This window comes from Clostridium thailandense (genome assembly GCF_019207025.1).
Lineage (GTDB): Bacteria > Bacillota > Clostridia > Clostridiales > Clostridiaceae > Clostridium_AM > Clostridium_AM thailandense.
Map to the genome: position 1 here is coordinate 20,212 of NZ_JAEEGC010000037.1, position 23,779 is coordinate 43,990.

Annotated in this window: 20 protein-coding genes and 1 other RNA gene; 3 read left to right on the forward strand and 18 right to left on the reverse strand. The window is 30.1% G+C overall.

What is annotated here, in order from left to right; translation table 11 throughout:
* Nucleotides 1-10: 10 nt before the first annotated feature.
* Nucleotides 11-1,156, reverse strand: coding sequence for a metallophosphoesterase (locus tag I6U48_RS08750; RefSeq protein ID WP_218320035.1), 1,146 nt, complete (start codon nt 1,154-1,156; stop codon nt 11-13).
* 113 nt (nt 1,157-1,269) lie between these two features.
* Between I6U48_RS08750 and I6U48_RS30050 the strand changes: the two genes are divergently transcribed.
* Nucleotides 1,270-1,404 carry a hypothetical protein gene (locus I6U48_RS30050; protein ID WP_281421807.1) on the forward strand — a complete coding sequence of 45 codons (135 nt, stop codon included), beginning with the start codon at nt 1,270-1,272 and terminating at the stop codon, nt 1,402-1,404.
* A 36-nt stretch (nt 1,405-1,440) separates the two neighbouring features.
* Here I6U48_RS30050 and I6U48_RS08755 read toward each other — a convergent pair whose 3' ends face one another.
* Nucleotides 1,441-2,829: an MATE family efflux transporter gene (locus I6U48_RS08755; protein WP_218320036.1), complete on the reverse strand. Its 1,389-nt coding sequence runs from the start codon at nt 2,827-2,829 to the stop codon at nt 1,441-1,443.
* Between the two features lie 288 nt (nt 2,830-3,117).
* On the opposite strand from I6U48_RS08755, the gene I6U48_RS08760 reads away from it, so the two are divergent.
* On the forward strand, nt 3,118-4,350 hold the full coding sequence (locus tag I6U48_RS08760; RefSeq protein WP_218320037.1) for a S1C family serine protease: 1,233 nt from the start codon (nt 3,118-3,120) through the stop codon (nt 4,348-4,350).
* A gap of 27 nt (nt 4,351-4,377) precedes the next feature.
* Here I6U48_RS08760 and I6U48_RS08765 read toward each other — a convergent pair whose 3' ends face one another.
* The 10 genes from I6U48_RS08765 to I6U48_RS08810 all read right to left on the reverse strand — a co-directional run bounded on the left by I6U48_RS08765 (nt 4,378) and on the right by I6U48_RS08810 (nt 15,048).
* Nucleotides 4,378-6,594, reverse strand: a complete 2,217-nt coding sequence (locus I6U48_RS08765; protein WP_218320038.1) for an N-6 DNA methylase family protein — start codon at nt 6,592-6,594, stop codon at nt 4,378-4,380.
* A gap of 32 nt (nt 6,595-6,626) precedes the next feature.
* Nucleotides 6,627-7,385: a prolipoprotein diacylglyceryl transferase gene (lgt, locus tag I6U48_RS08770; protein WP_218320039.1), complete on the reverse strand. Its 759-nt coding sequence runs from the start codon at nt 7,383-7,385 to the stop codon at nt 6,627-6,629.
* 306 nt (nt 7,386-7,691) lie between these two features.
* Nucleotides 7,692-8,038: RNase P RNA component class A (gene rnpB, locus I6U48_RS08775), an RNA gene on the reverse strand.
* Between the two features lie 87 nt (nt 8,039-8,125).
* Complete coding sequence (locus I6U48_RS08780; RefSeq protein WP_218320040.1) at nt 8,126-8,275, reverse strand: hypothetical protein; 150 nt, start codon at nt 8,273-8,275, stop codon at nt 8,126-8,128.
* Nucleotides 8,276-8,417: 142 nt separating this feature from the next.
* Nucleotides 8,418-9,233: a Nif3-like dinuclear metal center hexameric protein gene (locus tag I6U48_RS08785; RefSeq protein ID WP_218320041.1), complete on the reverse strand. Its 816-nt coding sequence runs from the start codon at nt 9,231-9,233 to the stop codon at nt 8,418-8,420.
* On the reverse strand, nt 9,224-9,913 hold the full coding sequence (locus tag I6U48_RS08790; protein WP_218320042.1) for a tRNA (adenine(22)-N(1))-methyltransferase: 690 nt from the start codon (nt 9,911-9,913) through the stop codon (nt 9,224-9,226). The genes I6U48_RS08785 and I6U48_RS08790 overlap by 10 nt, the downstream gene beginning before the upstream one ends.
* A gap of 26 nt (nt 9,914-9,939) precedes the next feature.
* Nucleotides 9,940-10,827: a PH domain-containing protein gene (locus tag I6U48_RS08795; protein WP_218320043.1), complete on the reverse strand. Its 888-nt coding sequence runs from the start codon at nt 10,825-10,827 to the stop codon at nt 9,940-9,942.
* A 93-nt stretch (nt 10,828-10,920) separates the two neighbouring features.
* Complete coding sequence (gene rpoD, locus I6U48_RS08800; protein ID WP_218320044.1) at nt 10,921-12,006, reverse strand: RNA polymerase sigma factor RpoD; 1,086 nt, start codon at nt 12,004-12,006, stop codon at nt 10,921-10,923.
* Nucleotides 12,006-13,775, reverse strand: a complete 1,770-nt coding sequence (gene dnaG, locus I6U48_RS08805) for a DNA primase (RefSeq protein WP_218320045.1) — start codon at nt 13,773-13,775, stop codon at nt 12,006-12,008. The genes rpoD and dnaG overlap by 1 nt, the downstream gene beginning before the upstream one ends.
* A 244-nt stretch (nt 13,776-14,019) precedes the next feature.
* Nucleotides 14,020-15,048, reverse strand: coding sequence for a deoxyguanosinetriphosphate triphosphohydrolase (locus I6U48_RS08810; RefSeq protein ID WP_218320046.1), 1,029 nt, complete (start codon nt 15,046-15,048; stop codon nt 14,020-14,022).
* A gap of 123 nt (nt 15,049-15,171) precedes the next feature.
* Between I6U48_RS08810 and I6U48_RS08815 the strand changes: the two genes are divergently transcribed.
* Nucleotides 15,172-16,239 carry a CotS family spore coat protein gene (locus I6U48_RS08815; RefSeq protein ID WP_218320047.1) on the forward strand — a complete coding sequence of 356 codons (1,068 nt, stop codon included), beginning with the start codon at nt 15,172-15,174 and terminating at the stop codon, nt 16,237-16,239.
* Between the two features lie 311 nt (nt 16,240-16,550).
* Here the strand turns inward: I6U48_RS08815 and I6U48_RS08820 are convergent, their stop codons facing one another.
* The 6 genes from I6U48_RS08820 to era all read right to left on the reverse strand — a co-directional run bounded on the left by I6U48_RS08820 (nt 16,551) and on the right by era (nt 23,617).
* Entirely contained in the window at nt 16,551-17,138 is a 588-nt protein-coding gene (locus I6U48_RS08820; RefSeq protein WP_218320048.1) for an SPOCS domain-containing protein, read from the reverse strand.
* Nucleotides 17,139-17,391: 253 nt separating this feature from the next.
* The gene (gene ppdK / locus I6U48_RS08825) at nt 17,392-20,031 is read right to left on the reverse strand and encodes a pyruvate, phosphate dikinase (RefSeq protein ID WP_218320049.1); all 2,640 of its coding nucleotides are present in this window, start codon (nt 20,029-20,031) and stop codon (nt 17,392-17,394) included.
* A gap of 64 nt (nt 20,032-20,095) precedes the next feature.
* Nucleotides 20,096-20,737, reverse strand: a complete 642-nt coding sequence (gene ccpN, locus I6U48_RS08830) for a transcriptional regulator CcpN (protein ID WP_218320050.1) — start codon at nt 20,735-20,737, stop codon at nt 20,096-20,098.
* Between the two features lie 469 nt (nt 20,738-21,206).
* Complete coding sequence (locus tag I6U48_RS08835; protein ID WP_218320051.1) at nt 21,207-21,857, reverse strand: DUF4342 domain-containing protein; 651 nt, start codon at nt 21,855-21,857, stop codon at nt 21,207-21,209.
* Between the two features lie 59 nt (nt 21,858-21,916).
* Nucleotides 21,917-22,681, reverse strand: a complete 765-nt coding sequence (recO, locus tag I6U48_RS08840; protein WP_218320147.1) for a DNA repair protein RecO — start codon at nt 22,679-22,681, stop codon at nt 21,917-21,919.
* Nucleotides 22,682-22,735: 54 nt separating this feature from the next.
* Entirely contained in the window at nt 22,736-23,617 is an 882-nt protein-coding gene (gene era, locus I6U48_RS08845; RefSeq protein WP_218320052.1) for a GTPase Era, read from the reverse strand.
* Nucleotides 23,618-23,779: the final 162 nt, after the last annotated feature.

The following is a 23,779-nucleotide window of genomic DNA, read 5'->3' on the forward strand; positions in this document are numbered from 1 at the left end:
TAGAATTAAATCATTTAAAATCAACCTCAGTTTTTACAATTTCAGAATTGCTGCCCACTCTTATAGGCGGTCCCCATGTACCAAATCCTGAAGTCACGATAATATTAAACTTATCTTCTTTTAAATACCCATAATCTATTTTAAATATTTTTTTTGTTATTAAGTTTGTCGGGAAAAATTGTCCCTTATGTGTATGTCCTGAAAATTGAAGATCCACTCCTGCACTTTTAGCTTCTTCTATTTTAACCGGCTGATGATCCAAAACTATTATAGGCAAAGTTTTATCACACCTTTCGATTAGTTTCGAAATATCTTCTCTCTTTTTTCCATTTACTCTGACACCCGAAACATCATCTCTTCCAACTACATAAAAACTATTATTTACTTTTTCCACACCATCTTTTAAAAGTATAATATTAGCCTCTTTATATGCCTTCTCTATTTCCTGAATGTTTCCTCCAATGTATTCATGATTTCCAAGCACTGCGTAAACTCCGTATTTTGATTTAATTTGTTTGAAGGTTTCTCCCATGTTTTCTGTTAAAAATGGACTTATATCATCATCTACAATATCTCCACACAAAAATACTATATCTGGTTTTAACCCATTAATCTCAACAATCATTTTATTCAGTCTGCTTTTCCCTACTATGCTTCCTAGATGAATATCTGATACAGTTACAATGTTTAAGTTTTTCAAATCTCCAGCTCTTTTATCTATAGCTATATCATATTTGATGATCTTCGAATGAGTAGCATTATAGGTACCGTAGGCTAGAATAATAAAAATTACAATAAATATTGACATATTTAAAATTAGTTCCACATTGTATCCTCTAAACAATACTCCTGAACTTGCTAACTTTATTAACACTTTCACTATAGCTAATAATACTGCAAGAATAATAAAATAATATAATGCAGCAATCCAATAGCCTCCAACTATATTAAAGGCTGCATCAACAGTAGAAGGTAAAAATTTTCCACCTAATCTTCCTAAAAAAAACGACAAGGCTATAAACGCAAATAATATCCAATATAAGTATACATTTATAAAGGGAAGCAGTTGTCTTATAATTATCCATCCTCTTAAACCTACAGTCAGGTTTATCGCTGCAAAAATAGTCAAAAATATTATTCCTATTAAATATACCATTTAAACCACCTTTAATTAATCTTTCCTTAATTATTATATTTTAACACAAACCAAACAAAGTATAAAAAGACTTTTTAGAGGTTACTCTATAAACAGAGAAAGGAGGTCTACTAATGCATAGAGAAAGTAAAAAAGCTACAAAACCACAAAATAAAAAACTTTCAAAACCAGATATAAAATATGAAGAAGAAATGGAAAAAAGGCAGCCAAAAAGTGCTCTTGATATCGATAGAATCAGTAATCCTTAACTATAAAACCCCAGAAAAATTTCCGGGGTTTTATAGTTATTCCAAACACTCTTTAGATTGTTTATCTTCAGACTGCAATGATTCTTTTTCTTCCTTGAGCTTCTTTACCTCTAATGATAAAAATACAGCTGTCAAAATAGAAGCTATAAAATCTGATATAGGTGCAGCTGCCCAAACACCATTTAATTTAAAAATACTTGGTAGAATTAGTAACATAGGAATTAAAATTATTACCTGCCTTAAAAGAGCTAAAAACATTGATATTTTTGCTTTACCTATAGCTTGAAAAAAATTTGAACTCACTATTTGAAATCCTACTAGCGGAAACATTAACATAAATATTTTTATGCCATGTGTAGTTATTTGCGTTAAACTAACATCAGATTTATTGAACATTTTAACTAGGACTACTGGAAAGACAAAGACTATTAAGGTACCAACAGTCGCAATTACCGTAGCCGCAACTACCGCAAGCTTTAAAGCTCTTTTTACGCGTTCATACTTTTTAGCACCATAATTAAATCCTATTATAGGTTGAGAGCCTTGGTTTATACCAAAAATAGGCATCAGAATCATAGTTGCGATACTATTTATTATTCCAAATGCACCAATTGCCAAATCTCCTCCATAAACTCCCAAGCTTTTATTTAAAATGACATTAACAGCACTAGCCGCAATTTGCATAGCAAAGGGTGACATTCCTATAGCAAATATACTTAATACTACATCTTTTTCTAATTTGAAATTTCTTCTCCTAAGCTTCAATAAACTACTTTTCCCACTAAAATATGAAAGCACCCAAATAGTATTAAATCCCTGTGATATAACCGTTGCTGTAGCAGCTCCTTTTATACCAAAATTAAATACATATATAAATATGTAATCTAAAATTATATTTAATATACATCCTATAAGCATAGTTGTCATTGCTTTTTTAGGATTTCCTTCAGCTCTAATTATATTATTCAATCCAAATCCTAAGTTTTGAAGCACAGCACCAGCTAAAATAATGGTTATAAACTCTTTGGCATAACCTATGGTGTTATTACTTGCTCCAAAAGATCTAAGCATAGGCTCCATAAACATAATTCCCAAAAACGTGACTATTAACGAAACTATTATTAATAGAGTAAAAGCATTTCCTAATATTTTTTCTGCATCCTCTTTTTTATGTTGCCCTAATTTAATAGATATACGGGCTGCCCCTCCAATACCTACTAGCATTCCAAAGCCCATAATTAAGATTCCTATCGGGAAAGTAAGACTCACACCTGAGATAGCCATAGCACCTACTACTCTTCCTATAAATATTCTATCAATTATAATATACAATGAGTTTACTAACATTCCGACTATTGCTGGAATAGAAAATTCAAAAAGTAATTTTCCAACACCTTCCTCAGCCAACTTTTTCGAGCGCTCCATTTAATAACCTCCCATTAAATTTTATATAACTTATATGAATATCTAATCAATTATCCAAATTATTCTACACACATAAATTTAGTTTGTCAACAGCCATCTTAATCACAATTTTCAGTTAAGTTAACAATTATTAAACAAAAAAGTTAAATACCATTAACATTTTTGTCACTTAAGTGTAACAAAATATAATTAATATTATGTTATACAGTTAAATATAAAGTTACTGTTGTATAGTAATTCTATTTAAAAATTATTATGTAAATTTATATATTTAAGGAGGAATAACTTATGAATAATTTTGATAATGAAACTAAAAAAAGTATAGATATGGAAAATAACAACAACCTTATCGAAGTTAACGATGTAAAATTTTATAACTGTGATGAAAATGCAAAGTCGCCAAAGCCTTCTAAACATAAAGGAAGAAAGGTTTTATCTTATGTAATGGTAGGATTGCTATGCAGCGTAATAGGAGGTACTGCTTCTACTGCTGCTTCATTATATCTTTTACCTAAATCGAGCTTTTTTAAGGACACTCCTTTATACCAAAGTATAGCTCAAAGCAGCAGTGCTAAAACTGTTAGTGCTTCACCTATGTCTTCTGTAAAAGGCTCTCTTTCAGTTGCTGACATAGCCAAAAAAGTAGGTCCTGCAGTAGTTGGGGTATCTGTAAAAAGCACTTCTCAAGGTGATTTCTTTTCTTCTTCACAGGAAGAAGAGGGTATGGGTTCTGGTATTATCATAAATGAGGATGGATATATTCTTACTAACAACCACGTTATCAGTGGTGCCGATACAGTAAGCGTAATTCTTAACAATAAACAGGAAGTACCTGCAAAAGTGGTAAATTACGATTCTAGTCTTGATTTAGCCATCATTAAAGTTACAAAGAGCGTCAAAATGCCAGCTGTTGCTGAGCTAGGTAGTTCTAAGGATATGCAAGTAGGAGATCCTGTAGTAGCCATAGGAAATCCATTAGGAAAAGAATTATTAGGCTCTGTAACTACAGGAGTAGTAAGTGCTATGAATAGAGAAATTAGTGTAGGTAACTCTAAGCAGACCTTTATACAAACAGACGCAGCTATAAATCCTGGAAATAGTGGTGGTGCTCTTGTTAACTCTCTTGGTCAAGTTATAGGTATAAACAGTGCTAAAATCGGAGGAAATGGCGTAGAAGGCATAGGTTTTGCTATACCTATAGATACAGTTAAAACTAAAATAAATAGCCTTCTAAAGCCAATATTGAAGGTTGGTATATCTGCTGAGGAAGTAACTTCAGATATGGCTTCACGTTATAATGTTCCTCAAGGAGTTCATATAGTTCAAGTTCAAAAATTTAGTGCTGCTGAAAATGCTGGAATTCAAACTGGAGATATAATCACAAAATTTGATGGTAAATCCATTAAAACTGTAGATGATATAAACAAAATTAAATCTGAACATAAATCTGGTGACAAAGTTCAGGTAGATGTATATAGAAATGGTGAAAATAAAAGCTTAACCCTTAAACTAACAGAATAATTTAAACACCTTAGCAATAACAATTTGCTAAGGTGCTTTTTTATTATCTAAAAACCATATCCTATGAATTTTTTCTGTCCACGAAGTCAATCCATATTCATTTTTGCTATATTTTATTAGTTCTTTCTTACTTTTATTACTTATATACATATTCCAGGTAATCGAGTTTAAATTTAGTACATTCCTTATTATATTTTCACTGCATCTCTTATACTTATAATTTTCAATTATTTTTATAACATCGTAAAAATTTTCCATTTCATTCTCTAAGCCTTTTTCTATGTCTCTAATAGATAAATATTTTTTACTATCTTCTAAAAGCTTTATGACTTCTAACCTCAAAATATCAAAAGCTTCATCAAGTAATTCGGTATACTCTTCATTTATTCTACAATTAGAATTTTTTTTAGTTAATAATTTTTCATTAATCGCACTTTCTATTAATACTATTTCTTCTTTTGTAAGTTTATAAGAAGAATATAAAATACGATTACTCATTTTAATGCTTGCTTTCAGTTCCAAATTTAAATTCACTTTTCTATCTTTAAATTCCTTATAACTATGTAGAATTTCATCATAGCCCTTATTCTTCACTGTAAAACTTAATTTTAAAAATTTAATTTTTTCTTTTATATCTACTATATTTTTAATCAGTTTTTCATATTCCTCATCATGCATTAAACTCAAATTAATAGGTAATTGCTCTACATCATAATGCTGTATATAAGGATAAGCCTTAGGATTAGTTATTAAAGCTTCTTTAAAATAAAAGTTATTTAAAGTTGATTGGATTTGCCCTAACAAATTATAAACTTTATAGCTACTACAAGGAATAACTAAGTATACTGATTGCTCTGCGAAAAATCCTTTTTCATCAATAGCTGCAACCAAGTTATTTCCTGTCTTTCTTAACAATATTTTTGGGTAAAGATTGTGCTTTTTAACATCTCTAGTTCCTCCAAATATTTCTATATCATTTATACAAAAGCATCTATTATCATTATCTATTATATACTCATCTAAATCTCTTCCTAATACTATCTTATCTGTCATACTGTTATCTTTATATTTGTTCAAATAATAGCCTTTGTTTTTTACCATCATGCCAACATGAACATCACAAAATTCTTTTAGAGACTTTGAATTGCTCTTAATCTTCTTGATCACCCCTTGATATTCATTTCTTGTGAGTATGTTTACTGTAAATTTCTTATCTTCACTTATATACCTTTGTTTAATACAGCTGCTATAAAAATTATCTTCATTAATATATTCTAATTTTAGTTGTACAATGTCATTATCTATATATGTGCTTCTTTCTATAATATAAATAACTGTTCCTACAATAGCATCTTCAAATATTTGTTCTGAAAAACGGGTTATATTTAATATTTTAAAATTACTAACTAAATTTCTCCTTGATTCTGCATAACTACTTGCTAAAAAATACCTATCTGGTATTATGAAGCCATGTTTTCCTCCATATTTTAACTTTTCTAAAACTCTTTCCATAAGCAAATAAAAAGTGTTCTTCTTATATCCTACTGTTTTATAGTTGTTCACAATATAATCCCAATAATCCTTTTCTATTTCAGACTGTAATAACATTACATATGGAGGATTACCTACTATATAATCAAACTGATTATCCCACAATTTTCTTAACTTAGAGATTTTTTTATCAATTATTTTTATATCTGAAGAATCTTTATATATAATTGAATTGAGTTCATCATTTGAATTTAACTTTTCCCATTTTATTAAGCTATCCCCTTCAATTATATTCACATCAATTTCAATTTTATTTTTGCATACACCTAAAAGATTTTTTTTTGTAAGTTCTACTGCTGATGGATCTAAATCAACCCCGTATAGGCAATTCTTTATAATATGATAGTCTATATTTTTTTCTACCCAATAATCTTTTCCCATAGTTTTCTCTAAATTATTGCTAAAAGATTTTTTATTTTCCATATAATAGATGCAGTTCTTATACTTAATTCTTAACTCATCTAAATTATCTAAAAACTTCTTTTTCAATATATTATAGGCTTTAATTAAAAAATATCCTGCGCCACAAGTGGGATCAAGAACTTTTACAAATGGATTCTCTAACACATCCGCCTCAGAAACAGTATATTTTAGTATATAATCAACTATATAATCTGGAGTATAGAATATTCCCATAGATTTTCTAATATTTTTATCCTTTAACTTTTCATACGTACTTCCTATGGCATTCATAGATCTCTTCTCCTTTAATTATGGATATAAATCTAAACCTTTTTTCTATAAGTATATATATAGAAACCTATGCATAATACAATTCCCGCTAAGCTTACCAATTGGGCCATTCTTATAATACCGAACATTAAGCTATCTGTTCGCATTCCTTCTATAAAAAATCTTCCTAAAGAATATAATCCTACATATGTAAAAATTATAGTACCTTTCTTTAATTTTTTATTTAATAGATATATAAGAATTAGACAAACTACAAGATTCCACATAGATTCATATAGAAAAGTTGGATGATAATAAGTGCCATCTATGTACATACCTTTTTGTATGAAACTTGGAAATTTACTTATAAAATCATAAGTCACAGGTCCACCATGAGCCTCACCATTAAAAAAGTTTCCCCATCTTCCTATCGCTTGACCTAATATTAATGAAGGGGCTGCTATATCAGCCATTTCCCAAAAATCTAACTTTTTTCGCTTGCAATATATATAAGCCGAAGCTAAGGCAAATATAACTCCTCCGTGAATTGCAAGCCCTCCTTGCCTTATATTAAATACATTTATCAGATTGTCTCTGTAATCACTAAATTGAAATATTACATAATAGGCTCTTGCTCCTATTATGGCAAAAGGAAAAGCTATTAAGAAAGTATCTATAAGTTTATCATAATTATAGTTCTTTCTTTTACAATTAAAATTTGCAAGTATAAGGGCTGCAGTAATTCCAAGTGCTATTATTATTCCATACCACCTTATTTCAAAACTTCCTATTGAAAATGCTACTGGATTCATAAATTTACATCCTTTCTATATATATAAAATTATATCACTTTATATAATACTACAAAGAATAAAAGACTTCCAGCTAATAAATTTTAGTTAAAAGCCTTTATATTTCTCATACCCACTTGTGACAATTATCACAAAAGTTCTACAGTAATTAAACAATCATTAAATCTCTTATTAAACTGATTCTAATACGTCCTTTTTAAAGTTTTTGTTAACTTTTGCAGATTTAAACATCATCACTGATGTATATTAAGCAGTAGCAAAAGAGGAACAAAAAACAAAAAGACCCACTACAAAGTGGGTATATAACCTGCGACCAAACCTATAAGCCGAGTTCTGTATTTGACAATCATCTATCTAGGCCTATTGTTACCAATAGGCTCAAGCGATACTACCCGGAAGCGAAGCGGGCCACTCCTTAAACGCTTCCCTATTCGATCTTGCTCCAAGTGGGGTTTACATAGCCGCAAAGTCGCCAATGCGCTGGTGAGCTCTTACCTCGCCTTTCCACCCTTACCGAAACAAAGTTCCGGCGGTATATCTCTGTTGCACTTTCCTTCAGGTCACCCTGACTGGGGGTTATCCAGCACCCTGCCCTACGGAGCTCGGACTTTCCTCTCCTGTGTTACCACAGCAGCGATTGTCTGGCTTACTCGCAGATATTATATTATCACATATAATAATAAAATGCAAATAGTATTTTACTGTAAAACATCATATTTCGTTCCTTAATAGAAAAATAATTATTTCGCTTTTTTAAGCTCTGCTTCATTTTCAAATTCCAATTTAAGCTTTCTCAATATGTAGATGCATGAGCCATTCTTTAATGTTTTTATGCCTTCTTTTATTATTTTATGATTTTCTTCAATCTCCAAAAGCATACTTAAACTCATTCTTTTTCCTCCTCATATTCTATAAAAATTTGATATCTTAATATATGTTTCTCTCACATTGATACTTAAATTTTATATTATTATAGTTAAAGAAATATTAAGCTAATGTTATAAAAAAATAGAAATAGGCGTACGCCTATTTCTATTTATATTTATAAGGATTTTTATTCAATTCAGATATATGTACAGGGTTGTTGAATCCCATATCTTCTAGAGTGTTCTTCAGCCATTTTGCTAGAATTTTCATAGCAGGCCACTCAGTTCCAAAATGTCCAGCGTCAATAACAGGTATACCCTCCTCCAGTAAATCACTAACATAATGGTAGGTTGTATCTCCTGTAATTATACAATCCGCTCCTAATCGTATAGCAGCATTAAAATATCCTTGACCACTGCCATTTATAACAGCCACCTTTTTAACCTTTTTTATATCATTTCCACTGTACCTAAGTAAAGGAATGCCTAAGCTTTGCTTAATTCTATCACACACATCAGATAACATTATTGGTTCTTCTAGTACAGCAATTCTTCCTATACCTGTACTAAAGTCATTATCTCTTCTAGCATCTGATAGTTCTATAGTTTTATAATTATTAAACCCTAATAGTTGCATAATAATATCATTTATTCCACCTGCAACAGAATCTAAGTTAGTATGACTTGAATAAACATTTATTTCACTTTTTATAATTTCAATTATTTTCTTTCCTAATAATGTATCAGTTGTTATATTATTGGGCTTTTTAAAAAGTAAAGGATGATGAGTGAGTATAAGATTACACTTCTTTCTCTTAGCTTCTTCTATGACATTTAAAGTACAATCTAAAGATATTAGTATTGATGTTACTTCACTGCTTTTGTCCCCAATCATAAGTCCTACATTGTCATAACTTTCTTTAAATCTTGCTGGTGCATGTTCTTCCATTATTCTATCAATATCCATGATTTTTAAAGGCATTCTAACATCTCCTCAAGCTTTTCAATTTTACTTTTTACTTCAAGCTTTCTATTTTTAGCACTCTCTGATTCTTCTGTTATATTTTCCAATATCTTTATATAACGCTCTATCTTCATCTCAATATATCTATTTGCAAGTGCATGTCTTTTTTCTATTAATGTTTTTCCAATCTCATAGTATATACTATCTATATCTTCTGTTTTTCTATCATAGCATATTTTAACAATCTCATAAAGTTTATTGTCTTCAATACATAACTCTTCATCAATTATTTTATATCCTTTTGTATAAATGTATTCTCTTAATACTTCAGGATTTTGAACTGGTTGAAGTACTGCAAACTTTGCTTTTTTAAATACGTCTATTCCATCTTCTATAATATCTCTTATTAAGTTTCCACCCATACCTGCAATAACTATTCCTTGTACTTCTTCGGACTTAATTGTAGTAAGTCCTCCCCCTAATCTACATTGAATTTTATTCTCCAAACCTTCAAGCTTAACATTAATTTTTGCCTTTTCTACGGGACCCTTATTTATATCTGAAGCTATAGCCTTACTGCATATATCATTTTTAACTAAATATATTGGTACATACCCATGATCCGTTCCTATATCTGCTACACATTCACATGAATCAACCATACTTGCAATTGTTTTAAGTCTTAAACTAATTTCCATTAAATTATTCTCCATTTCAATGTAGTCTATCTAAAAGTTAATAATATTCTTATCTGCATGAAAAGAAACACAACAGATAAAATTAATGGTACATACATAAATTTATAAGCTGATTTTCTATCGTATTTTGCACAAAAATAAGCCGCATAATACATACAAACTAAAATAGCCATATTAAGTATTCCATAAAACATGTGCTTAAATGCAAACTGCTTGGCCGTTCCAAATTTAACCGCCACAAATTGAGCATTAAAATTTAAAGGCATCATTCCTGGTAACTTGTTGTAAACATATAGTATTAGGGGTGTTACAGTTATGATGCTTACAATTACAGCAACAATAGAGAATGGAATAAAGAATTTTTTATCCTTATAGAGATTAACATTTTTGTTTATTTTATAACTCCAACTTAATTCATTTACACCTTTTTTATTTAGTTCCTCCTCAAATTCAGAGAACTTCTCTGGAGATAGTCCATAATTTGTATCTTCTGTCTTTAAATATATTATATTTTTCATTGAAGTCACAAACATATAAGTGCTTCCTATTTTATCTATTATAGATCTTCCAATGGCATAATTATTATTTCCATAACCTGATAACTTAACCCCTTTTATGTAGCCTTGAGATTTCTGATATCCTTGTATTGAATCCAAGGACAATCTGATCTTCTTAAGCCCCAAGGCGCTGTCAATATATAAATTTTCATTATCTATAGAATAATTTAAAGAGCAGCTGATGAGCATATAATAAAGTTGGTATATATTAAAAATGACAATTGTTATCTTTAGCAATGTTGTAATTTCATAATAGCTAACAAGGTATAAAAGTATCGTTAGAAAAACATCATATGCAACAGTTATACCCAATATAGAATATACACCTGAACCCTTAACTGATTTATATGTTTTCACACCATCACCTTCCTTCATATATTATACCATAATCACTATTTAATAATAAATCAATTTTTGTCCACATAAGAAAAGCACCATAAACTGGTGCTTCTAATCTAGATAATCTTTTAATTTTTTACTTCTACTTGGATGTCTAAGCTTTCTTAAAGCTTTAGCTTCTATTTGTCTTATTCTTTCTCTAGTAACATTGAACTCTTTTCCTACTTCTTCCAATGTTCTGGCCCTTCCATCGTCTAACCCAAATCTTAATCTTAATACTTTTTCTTCTCTTGGTGTCAATGTATCTAGAACATTTATAAGTTGTTCTTTTAGCATAGTGAAGGCTGCTGCTTCAGCTGGAGCTGGAGCTTCGTCATCAGGAATGAAATCTCCTAGATGGCTATCTTCCTCTTCTCCTATTGGCGTCTCCAAAGATACAGGCTCTTGAGCAATTTTCATGATTTCTCTTACTTTATCTACAGGCATCTCCATAATTTTGGCTACCTCTTCAGGTTGTGGCTCTCTTCCAAGCTCTTGAAGAAGCTGTCTTGACACTCTTATAAGTTTATTAATAGTCTCAACCATATGAACAGGTATTCTTATTGTTCTTGCTTGATCTGCTATTGCTCTTGTTATTGCCTGTCTTATCCACCATGTAGCATAGGTACTAAACTTATATCCTTTCCTATAGTCAAACTTCTCTACTGCCTTTATAAGACCAAGATTTCCTTCTTGTATAAGATCTAGGAAAAGCATACCTCTACCTACATATCTTTTAGCTATACTTACAACAAGTCTTAGGTTCGCTTCCGCTAGCTTCTTTTTAGCACCTTGATCTCCATCTTCTATTTTTTGTGCTAAATTAATTTCTTCTTCTGAGGAAAGTAGCGGTACCTTTCCTATCTCTTTTAAATACATTCTGACAGGATCATCTATAGCAATTCCTTCTGGAATTGTTAAATCTAAGTCTTTTTCATCAACTTCTACATCCTGCATATCTCCTATAACTTCAATTCCCATTGATTCAAGTACTTCATATATTTTTTCTATCTGTTCAGGACTTAAATCAACTTCATCTAATTCATCCATTATTTCTTTATAAGTCAAAGTGCCATTTTTTTTACCTTTTTCAATTAGTTTTTTAACTATTTGCATCTTTGCACTTTTATCTTTCATGTTTTTGCCTCCTTCAGCCATCACTGTATCCCACCAATCTTTTTTTGTATTTCAATTAGTTCCTGTGCTAATTTTAATGATTCCTCAAGCCTTCCCTGTGATTCATACTGCTTTATCCTATTCATAAGTTCTTTTTTTTCTTCTTCAAGTTTATATTTTTCAATTTTCTTTACAAAATCGCTTATCATATTAGTATAATCATATTTCCCATATACTAAGTTAGTTTCTAAAATGTTTACCCATTCTTTAGAAGTATCTATATCATCACACTTTAATTCTATGCGTTTTTCCCTTTCCTTCTCATCAAATTGAATGTTTTCAACAATATAAACAAATATCTTCTTATGACTATCCAATACTAAATTATCTTTTTCTATAATATTTATTGCATATTCAAATGCATTCTTATCCTTTAACATAAGCTTTAAGAGTCCTCTTTCTGCTTTTAAATATGCCGGTTCTAAATATAATTTTTGTCCAAAATTGTTATCTATATTCATATTTTCGGACTTATTTACATTTTTTTGAATTTCACTATTTATTATGTCATATAAAGCCTGATCTCTAATTTTTGTTTCTTCTGATAACCTCTTTATGTAGACCTCTTTTTCTAATGGATCTAATTCTTCAAGTACTTCCAATACCTTCTCTGCATATTTTATAACATTATCAGAATCATTTAAATTTATTCCATCTTTAAGTTTATCCATTCTATAATCTATAAGTGATAAAGCTTCATCTATGAGTTTTAGAAAAGCCTCTCTTCCATTATTTCTTATGAATTCATCTGGGTCTTTACCCTGTGGGACCGTTAAAACTCTAACCTCTAACCCTACTTTTTTAAGTACTTCTAACCCTCTCAATGTAGCCATTTGTCCTGCACTATCTGCATCATATGAAATTATGACTTTATCAGCATATCTTTTCATAAGCTTAGCTTGATTTAAAGTTAATGCTGTTCCAAGAGATGCTACAGCATTAGTTATGCCATACTGATGGAGAGATATACAATCCATATAGCCTTCCACTACTATAAACATTCTCGAGTTATTATTCTTTATAGCAAAATTCAGTCCATATAGATTTATTCCTTTTTTAAATAATAACGTTTCTGGGGAGTTTAGGTATTTAGGTTTAGAATCATCTAGAACTCTTCCACCAAAACCAATAACTTTACCGCTATAATTGAAAACAGGAAATATAATTCTATTTCTAAATCTATCATAATATGAATTTTTTTGACTTTTTATTGTAAGTCCTGCCGTAGACATATCTAATTCAGTAAATCCTTTTGCTTTCAGATGCTTCAGCAATCCATCCCATTTATCAACAGAATATCCTAGTCCAAATCTTCTTATTGTAGTCTCTGTTATTCCCCTATTAATCAAATACCTTTTAGCATTTTCATTTTTCTGTAGACAATAAAAAAAATACCTAGCAGATTCTACGTTTATTTTATATAACTTTTCAAAATTATTTTTTTGGGTTTTATTTTCATCATCTAACTCTAAATCTATATTTGCTCTATCAGCCAATAACTTTACAGCTTCTGGGAAAGTTAAATTCTTCGTTTTCATAACAAAGGTTATAACATTTCCAGCTTCTCCACATCCAAAACATTTATAGATTTGTTTATCCACCGAAACGCTAAAAGATGGTGTTTTTTCATGATGAAATGGACACAACCCTGAATAATTTCTTCCTGCTCTTTTTAATCTTACACTTTCTGATACAATGTCTACTATATCATTTTCTTCTTTTACCCTTTGAATGACATCTTCCGATATCAATAAATACTCCCACCTATCTAATTATTAATTTAATATACCCGGATTAACTATATTCGACATAAATTACAACATTCCTCCTAGTAATATCAAATATTTTTATTTTAATATATTATATATATTCTTTATAGATATTAAATATCCTTCCAGAACAATATTATTGTTAAATTAATTTTAATATTACCATCAATTTAGCAATTTTTACTTGACTTTTGTTATTTTACCCATTTAATACTAAAAATTATTCCTAATATACAACAATTTTAGGAACATATATACTGTTAAATAAAAGCAAACAATAGTCATCACTCATTCCAGCTATATAGTCTGCAACTCCTCTATATAAGCCTTCCTTTTCTACAATGCTCATATAAAATTTGGGCATCTCATTTGGGTTTTTCAGGAAATATTTAAAAACCTGTTCTAATACAAATTTGGCTTTATCTCTTTCTGTTTTAAGTACAGGTCCTTTGTAAACTTTTTGAAACATAAAATCTCTAAGTTCTGATAAAGCCTTCCCCATTTCACTACTTAAAGAAACCCTACAAGTTCCTTTCTTTATATTTGCTATAGTAGTATATATGCAATCCTTAACTAATATATCAATCCTTCTGCCATGACTCTTCCCTAGTATACTTATTAAATTTTGCGGTAAATCTTCTTCCATTAGTAAGCCTGCCCTTATTGAATCATCTATATCGTGATTTACGTAAGCTATTTTATCGCTATACCTCACCACTTGCCCTTCCAATGTTGATGCTTCTAAATCAGAATTTGAAAAGCCACTATGATATAATATTCCATCTAATACTTCTTCAGTAAGATTCAATCCCATTCCCTGGCCTTCAATTTTCGTTAAGACTCGTACACTATTTTCATTATGCCTAAAACCTCCTGGTAAAAGTTTGTCCAAGACCTCTTCTCCATTATGAGCAAAAGCTACATGTCCAATGTCATGTCCTAAAGCAATTGCCTCTATCAAATCTTCGTTTAGCCCTATTCCTTTTCCTATGGTTTTAGCTATTTGAGATACCTCAAGCGTATGTGTAAGTCTTGTTCTGTAATGATCTCCCCATGTTTTTATGTATACTTGAGTTTTATGTTTAAGTCTTCTAAATGACTTGCTATGTATGATCCGGTCTCTGTCGACCATAAACACAGTTCTTAATTCATCTTTATGCTCTTCTATTTTTCTTCCTTTAGAATTCGCAGAAAATGTTGCCTCTGGTATTAGTATAAGTTCTTCATTTTTTTCTATCTTTTCTCTTAAAATCATAATAAACCACCTTATAACTTATTCTATATATATAACTAAAACTCCTTTTTTTATTGAATATGTATATTGTAACGATTTTATTAATATTATTATAAAGAAATAGCTTTTTAAGGAGTGTTAATAATGCCTTATGCGGCTAAAAAATATAGTTTAGATCTATTATCTGAAGAAAGTGTAAAAAAATACGTATTACCATATTATAATCTTCAAAATTCTGAAGTATCTAGAATTAAATTCAAAGATACAGATAAACAAAGAGCAGTTTATAAGGTTACTGCTTTAAATAAAAATTATTGTCTTAAAAAGGTTTATTTTTCAAAGGAAGATCTACTTTTTGTTTATTCAGCAATCGAATGGTTATATAGAAATAATATTAATACACCAAGAATACTTCCTACAAATACTAATGGCAGATTTATAACATATAATGATATGTTATTTATACTTACCCCATGGATAGAAGGTACCAAATGTAATTATGACAATACTGATCACATTCTTAATTCAATAAGAAACCTAGCTTATATGCATAAATCAGGAAAAAGCTTTAAGCCTATAGAAGGCAGTACTATAAGAACTCACTTTGAAAATATTAGTACCTCTATAAGCAAGCATTTTCATCAACTTCTATCCTGTTCTAATTTAGCATTTAAATATGGTGACAATTTTTCAAAGCTATTTCTACAAAACTTTAATATCAATTCACTATTAGCAGAAATAGCTTATCAGGTCTCATCTACAATAGACAATGCTAATTTGACTAAATCATTATGCCATTTAGATTATGTAAATAAAAACATAATATTCGACGAAAATGGTGATGTATGGGTAATAGACTTTGATAAGTGTAGCATCGATTATTCTACTCACGACATATCTTATTTTCTTAGAAGACTTTTAAGAAGAGAGAATACAATCTGGAACTTAGAACTTTCTTTAAAATGTTTGAATTTATATGAGGAAGTATGTCCACTAAATTTAGATGAATACAAATATATACTTGCTTATTTAGCCTTTCCTCAAAAGTTTTGGAAAATTTCTAAAGACTATTATAACAATATAAAAAAATGCAATCACAACTCCTTCTTTTATTTGCTAAAAAAAGCAACAAATAAAGATACAGAACACTTAGAGTTTATCATTAACTTTGGCAAATATATAGAGAATAAATTTAATACTAAAATAACTTAGGAAGCTGTCTTGAAGCTAAGTTACTTTTATTGATCGTGGCTGAAAGCCACTGTAATGATTGTCTTTTGCAATAAGATATCTAAACCAAGCACTTACCTCATATGCTGGAAGAATGTAAACATCTCCCTGCGTATGAGGTAAGCGTCTGCCTTGGATGTAACTGATCTATCTGCTCATCAGACTTACTAAACGTAAAAAAACTGCAGATGAATTATTTTTATCTGCAGCCTTAAGAAAATTTTTAAAGGTAATCTAATTTATATTATTTAAAATCAGTATTCAATTTTTATTTTTGACAATTCAAGATATTTTTAACAATAAATATGCTCACTTCTTGTAACTTTAAGTTCAATACCTATAATCATTTTTTCAAGAATTGAATTATAAGTTACTGCCCAACTTGGAGCTCCTACTGGTACAGAATTTGGATTTAGAAGTTCTTCTTTTTCACCTTCTACAAAAGCGCTTAATATTTCAACATTATCAGTTTCTTTGATAGGCTCTGTTGCAACTACCTCAACGAAAGTAGCAAAGTCTACTCTTGTTGTGAAGTGATATAAAGGACCATTTACATCAGTTCCTGTAAAATCTGTTATTGTTTTATAGTTTATATTCTTATCAACATAACCATCAATGATTACTTTTCCAAAGAACTTATCACAAACTTTACGCCCATAATTATTCGTATTTAATGGTATTAATTTAAAATCTGTAATTACAACTATTTTATCAATATCTTCAATACGAAAAACTGCAGGACTTGGTGGTGAAATTGTTAGTTCTCTAACTACGAATTCTTGTTTTTTCCCAAATCCAATAATTTTTGGAACTTGAATTAATTTTTTTGATTCACATTCAGGTTGATATTGAGGTGGAATTAGATTCGTCTTACATGACATAATGCTTATCACTCCTAATAATTTTGTTCTTTTAATAGAAAAAAATTATTCTACCAATTATTTTCATTTTTTCTTTTGTTATAGTATATTATATTCTCTAATGTTTTTTTTGCTACTCATATTTCGCTTAATAAAATAGTTTATTAATTTTATAAATAAAAATAAGGTATTGCTTTTAAAATTAATAATTAGTTCTAAATCGCAATACCTTATTTTTTATAGTATATAGCTTTAAATGCCTATTATTCTTTTATTATTTGCTTAATCGTGGATTCTTTACCTCTGCTTGTGCGGCTGCAAGTCTAGCTACCGGAACCCTAAACGGTGAACAAGATACATAATCCAATCCTACATTGTGGAAAAATTCAACAGAAGATGGATCCCCTCCATGTTCTCCACATAATCCAAGGTGTATATCCGGCCTTGTTTTTCTGCCAAGTTCTACACCCATTTTAACAAGTTTACCAACTCCAACTTGATCTAGCTTAGCAAATGGATCAAACTCATATATTTTATTATCATAATAATCGTTTAGGAATTTGCCAGCGTCATCTCTTGAGAATCCAAAAGTCATTTGAGTTAAATCATTTGTTCCGAAGGAAAAGAATTCCGATTCTTTTGCAATTTCATCTGCTGTAAGAGCTGCTCTTGGTATCTCTATCATAGTACCTATAAGATATTTCATTTCTACACCTTGTTTTTCTATGATTTCATTAGCTATTCTAACAACTATATCCTTTACAAATTTTAATTCTTTTAATTCACCAACAAGTGGTATCATTATTTCTGGAACAATATTATATCCATTTCTCTTCTTAACATCTAAAGCTGCCTCTATTATAGCTCTAGTCTGCATTTCTGCCATTTCAGGATAAGATACTGGAAGTCTACAGCCTCTATGTCCCATCATTGGATTAAATTCATGTAATGATTCTACAGTGGATTTTAATTCTTCAAAGCTTATATCCATCTCTTTTGCTAGATCTCTAATATCTTCATCTTCCTGTGGTAAGAATTCATGAAGTGGTGGATCTAAAAGCCTTATAGTCACTGGTCTATCTTCCATGGCCTCATATATTCCAATAAAATCTTCTCTTTGCATTGGTAATAACTTATCTAACGCTTTTCTTCTTTGAGTTTCCGTTTTAGATAGTATCATCTCTCTAACCGCCGGTATCCTATCCTCATCAAAGAACATATGCTCAGTTCTACAAAGTCCTATGCCTTGTGCACCAAACTTAATAGCCTGCTTAGCATCTCTTGGAGTATCAGCATTTGTTCTAACCCCTAGCGTTCTAATTTCATCTGCCCATGCCATATATGTTCCAAAATATCCACTTATTTCGGGATCAACAGTTTTAATTGCTTGACCATATACATTTCCTGTACTGCCATCAAGTGATATATAATCTCCTTCGTGATATACCTTGCCACCGACTTCAAATATTTTTGAATCCTCATTAACCCTTATATCTCCACAACCAGCTACGCAACATGTTCCCATTCCTCTGGCAACAACTGCAGCGTGTGAAGTCATTCCACCTCTTGCTGTAAGTATACCCTCAGCAGCAACCATACCTTCTATATCTTCTGGTGAAGTTTCTAATCTTACCAGGATTACCTTTTCTCCTTGTTCGTGATGCATTTTAGCATCTTCGGCAGTAAAATAAACTTTACCACAAGCAGCACCTGGTGATGCTGGTAAGCCTTTTGCTATCACTTGAGCATTCTTTATCTCATTTTGGTCAAAATTTGGATGTAAGAGTGAATCTAATTGTTTAGGATCTACCTTAAGCATTGCCTCTTCTTTTGTTATAAGTCCCTCTTCAACCATCTCAACAGCTATCTTTAATGCCGCTTGAGCTGTCCTTTTACCATTTCTTGTCTGCAAGAAATATAGCTTACCCTGCTCTATCGTAAATTCCATATCTTGCATATCTTTATAATGCTTTTCAAGACTATTCGCTATATCCATAAATTGTTTATAACAGTCTGGCAGATCTTCCTTTAATCTTTTTATAGGTTGAGGGGTTCTAATTCCTGCAACAACATCTTCACCTTGCGCATTTATTAAATACTCTCCAAATATCAGCTTTTCTCCTGTAGCAGGGTTTCTTGTAAATGCAACACCAGTTCCCGATGTATCTCCCATATTACCAAATACCATAGATTGAACATTTACAGCTGTACCCCAATCCCCTGGTATATCATTTAGTCTTCTGTAAACTATAGCCCTAGGATTATCCCACGATCTAAACACAGCTGTTACAGATTCTAACAGTTGCTCTCTTGGATCCTGTGGAAATTCGTTTCCTAGTTCTTTCTTGTATAAATCCTTGTATTTTCTAGCTATATCTTTTAAATCTGAAGCACTTAAATCAGTATCAAATTTTGCACCTCTATCTTCTTTAGCTTTATCTAGTATATCTTCAAATTTTCTTTTTTCAATTCCCATAACAACATCTGAGAACATTTGTATAAATCTTCTATAGGAGTCATATGCAAATCTTTCATTGTTTGTAAGCTTCGATACCCCTTCTACAGTCTTATCATTTAATCCCAAGTTTAATATTGTATCCATCATTCCTGGCATCGAAGCCCTTGCTCCTGACCTTACTGAGACAAGTAAGGGATTTTCCACGCTGCCCAATTTTTTTCCTGTCGACTTTTCAATATTACTTAAAGATGTATAAATTTGCTCAATAATGTCATCTGACAATTTCTTTCCATCTTCATAATATCTAGTACAAGCCTCTGTAGATACTGTAAACCCTTGTGGTACTGGTATTCCTAAATTCGTCATTTCTGCAAGGTTAGCCCCTTTGCCTCCAAGCAAGTTCTTCATACTTGCATTTCCCTCATTAAAAAGGTATACATATTTTTTACCTGCCATAAAGTCACATCCCCTTTTATTATATTTTATATGTCAACGGATTTAAAAAATCCATTCACTTTCTTTAGCTATTCTCCCCCATTTTTACAAATAGCTTTGTAATATTAGTTTTTGAAACTTTTCCTACAATTTTAAAAGATTCCTTTCCATCCATAAGTACTTTTTCCACAACTGGAAGACTATCCACTTCATGCTCCATAATTTTAAATGCAGCTATGTATGCCGTATCTTCCTTTTCCACAAAAATAATATTAGGCATTCTTGTCATTATTATACCTACTGGAACTTTATGAATATCTGTTCCACCCATAGCTATCTTTAAAAAGTCTTTTCTGGATACAGCCCCAATAAGTACCCCATTATTCTCAATAAACAATGTACCCACGTCGTTTAAAAATAGATGCACTATTGCATCATATACAGTTGTATTTTCATCTACTACTACTGGCTTCGACATTATGTCTTTTATTTTTATATTTCTAATATAATCATAAACTAAGCTATGAGAGGGCTTTTGGGAATACACATAGCCTACTTTTGGCTTAGCTTCTAAAATACCCGTCATAGTAAGAATAGCTAGATCTGGCCTCAAAGCAGCTCTTGTTACACTAAGCTTAGATGCTAATTGCTCACTTGTGATTGGCTCAGTTTCTTTGACTAATTTTATTATTTGTTCTTGCCTTGGTGATAATTTAATAATAATCACCCTCCCTCTTAATCAATAGCCCTAGGGATTTTCTAAAGTGAAAAATTCCCCTTAATTAGCTATGTGTTTTATTGATATACTATATATTTTCTTCTTGTCAATTATAACACACATTAAAATAAGTAGTATATCACTTTTAAAAATTTAGTTGTTTTTTGAATTTTTTATAATCAATTTATATAGTTTTTTTAAAATTTTTTAATATTAATTAAATCCTTGGTTTAATAATCATATGTAAATTATATATTATAACATTACAGTTAAATTGTACATATTTTTTTTTAGACTTATTTTTTAAAATTATAAAAAGTCAGCAATAAAAAAATATTGTTAGCTGACTTTTTAGTAAATCCTTATTCATTAGTACATTAATTATTTTTATTTATACGTAAACAAGTTTATTCCTTAATTTACCCGCAAATATAAATTACAATTTTTTTAAACTACATATCTTTATCTACATTTATCTCTATATTTTACCATTATCGTCCATATCTTCATTTATTACAGTTTGATAGTCTACAGTTCCATTGCTTTTAACATCATCTTCTATATCTTCAAATTTTACTGTGTATTGATAAGTATTTTCTACCTTATGCTCTTTATTTTCATCTTTATGAGTAAATTTTTCTTTTACTGTGGATGCTACATCAGCTACCTTTTCTTTTACATCTTTCACAGTGTCTTTTACAGTATCTTTTACACTAGTTTTTATAATTTTATTTATAACCTCTACAGTACCATCATCTTTTGTTATTTCTATTGTAACATTTGTAACAACTGCAGTTAAGATCCCAATAGCTATTAATGGAGGCCAAACTAATGCTGTCAAAGTTGCTGCAATACCAGCATTTACTGGTATATCAACTATTACTCTTTCTTCTTTTTTTATCCTTATTCTGTTAACATTGCCCTTATTGACTAAGTCCTTCAACCAATCCAAAAATTCGTCTTTCGTAGTGTATATATTATCCATGGTTGATTTTTTACTTTGTTCTATATATATTAAAGCATCAACTACGTTGCCTTGAGAAATTTCTAAGGCTTCTTTGGCCTCTGTGTAACTTACTGCAGTTCTTTCTCTTATTATGTCTATTTTTTCTAAAGTAATTTCACTCATTTCTTTCACTCCTTTTCATTAATGTATATAGATTTATAATATTAATAATTTTAGTTTACTTAAAATTCATCTTGATTATTCTGAAAGTTTAACAGATAACTAAGGGTATCCAAACTTTTTGGTTTTCTAAAATAATTTTGAGATATAATTAAAGATAGTATTTTATAAAGCTCCTTTTTTATTTCCTCTGATAAGGAGATTCTATATACATTTTCCAATGGTATTCTAGATAAATATCTTAACGCATTGTAAGTCGCATTGCTTATATATGTACCATTAACTCTTTCACAATCTGAACAAGTCCCTCCAGAATACTGAAAACTTATATAGTTACAATGATTTAGCTTTTTTTTGCACATACAACATTTTTCTAAATTCAAACCATATCCAGTAGCTTCCAGAACCTTTATTTCGTAGGCTCTTGCTAAGGTTTCCATATCAACAGCTTTATTTTTTATAAGATAAAATGCTGTAACTAAGTGTCTAAATAATTCCCTATTGCTTTCTTCATCCTGCATACATATATCTATGAGTTCGCAAAAATATGATGCATAGGTTAATGTATCTAAATCATTAAGCAAATCTTGAAAAGAATCTATTATTCTACTTTCATTTATTGTATAAAGACTTTTTCCCTTATAAACCACATAATCTCCATAACAAAACTGTAAAGTAGTTGTAAATAAATTATTTCTACTTTTTTTTGCTCCTTTTGCAATGGTAGATATCTTTCCTAATTTTTCGCTAAAAAGCCAAACCAATTTATCTGCTTCCTTTATATCCTGTGTTTTTATTACTACAGCTCTACTTTTAAATATAGACAGAAAATCATCCCCTAATTGCTAGATAGTGTGTCTTGTTAAAGTAATTTGAACTTTTTATTTATATCCTAAATCCTTCAATGTAGTTATACTGTCTCTCCACTCTTTCTTCACTTTGACCCATAATTCTAAATAAATTTTGTTGCCAAGAAATTTTTCGATATCTTGTCTAGCATAAGTAGATATTTTTTTTAGCATTGCCCCATTTTTTCCTATAATTATTCCCTTGTGCGAATCTCTTTCACACAATATATTTCCTTCAATATGATAGATTCCTTTTTCATCTTTCTTCATCGTAATAATATCCACTGCTATACCATGAGGTACTTCTTGAGAAAGAAGTCTTAGTGCCTTTTCTCTAATTGTCTCTGCTACTATAAACCTCTCTTGTTGATCTGTAATCATATCCTCTGGATAATATTTAGGACCTTCTGGCATATATTCAACCATGAGCTTTTTTAATTTATCTACGTTTTTTCCATTTAATGCCGATATAGGTATAATTTCTTTAAAATTAAAAAGTTCTGAATAACTTTTCAATGTTTCTGCTACTTTTTCTGCTGGATTTTCATCAATTTTATTTACAACCAAAAATATAGGAACTCCGCACTCTTTTAACTGTTCTAATATGTATAAGTCACCTTTTCCAACTTCATTCTCTGGGTTAATCAAGAAGAGTACTAGGTCAACTTCTTTTACAGAATCCTGAGCAATTTTAACCATATATTCACCAAGCTTATGTTTGGGTTTATGAATTCCTGGAGTATCCACAAATACTAATTGGAAATCATCTTCTGTCAGTATTGTCTGAATGTTATTTCTAGTAGTTTGAGGCTTGCAAGATACTATAGATAATTTTTCTCCCATAATTCTGTTAAGTAATGTTGATTTTCCTACATTAGGTCTTCCTATAATTGTTACAAATCCTGATTTAAACATACGTTCTCTCCTTACTTTCCTAAACCTTCTTTAGTAAAAGCTTCTGGTAAAACTTTCTCTAATTTTTCTAATTATATATTTATCTTTATTCTTAGCAATAATTATTTTTACCTGCTATAAATAATTATACCCTAAGTGTTGTAAATAAATTATAACATTATT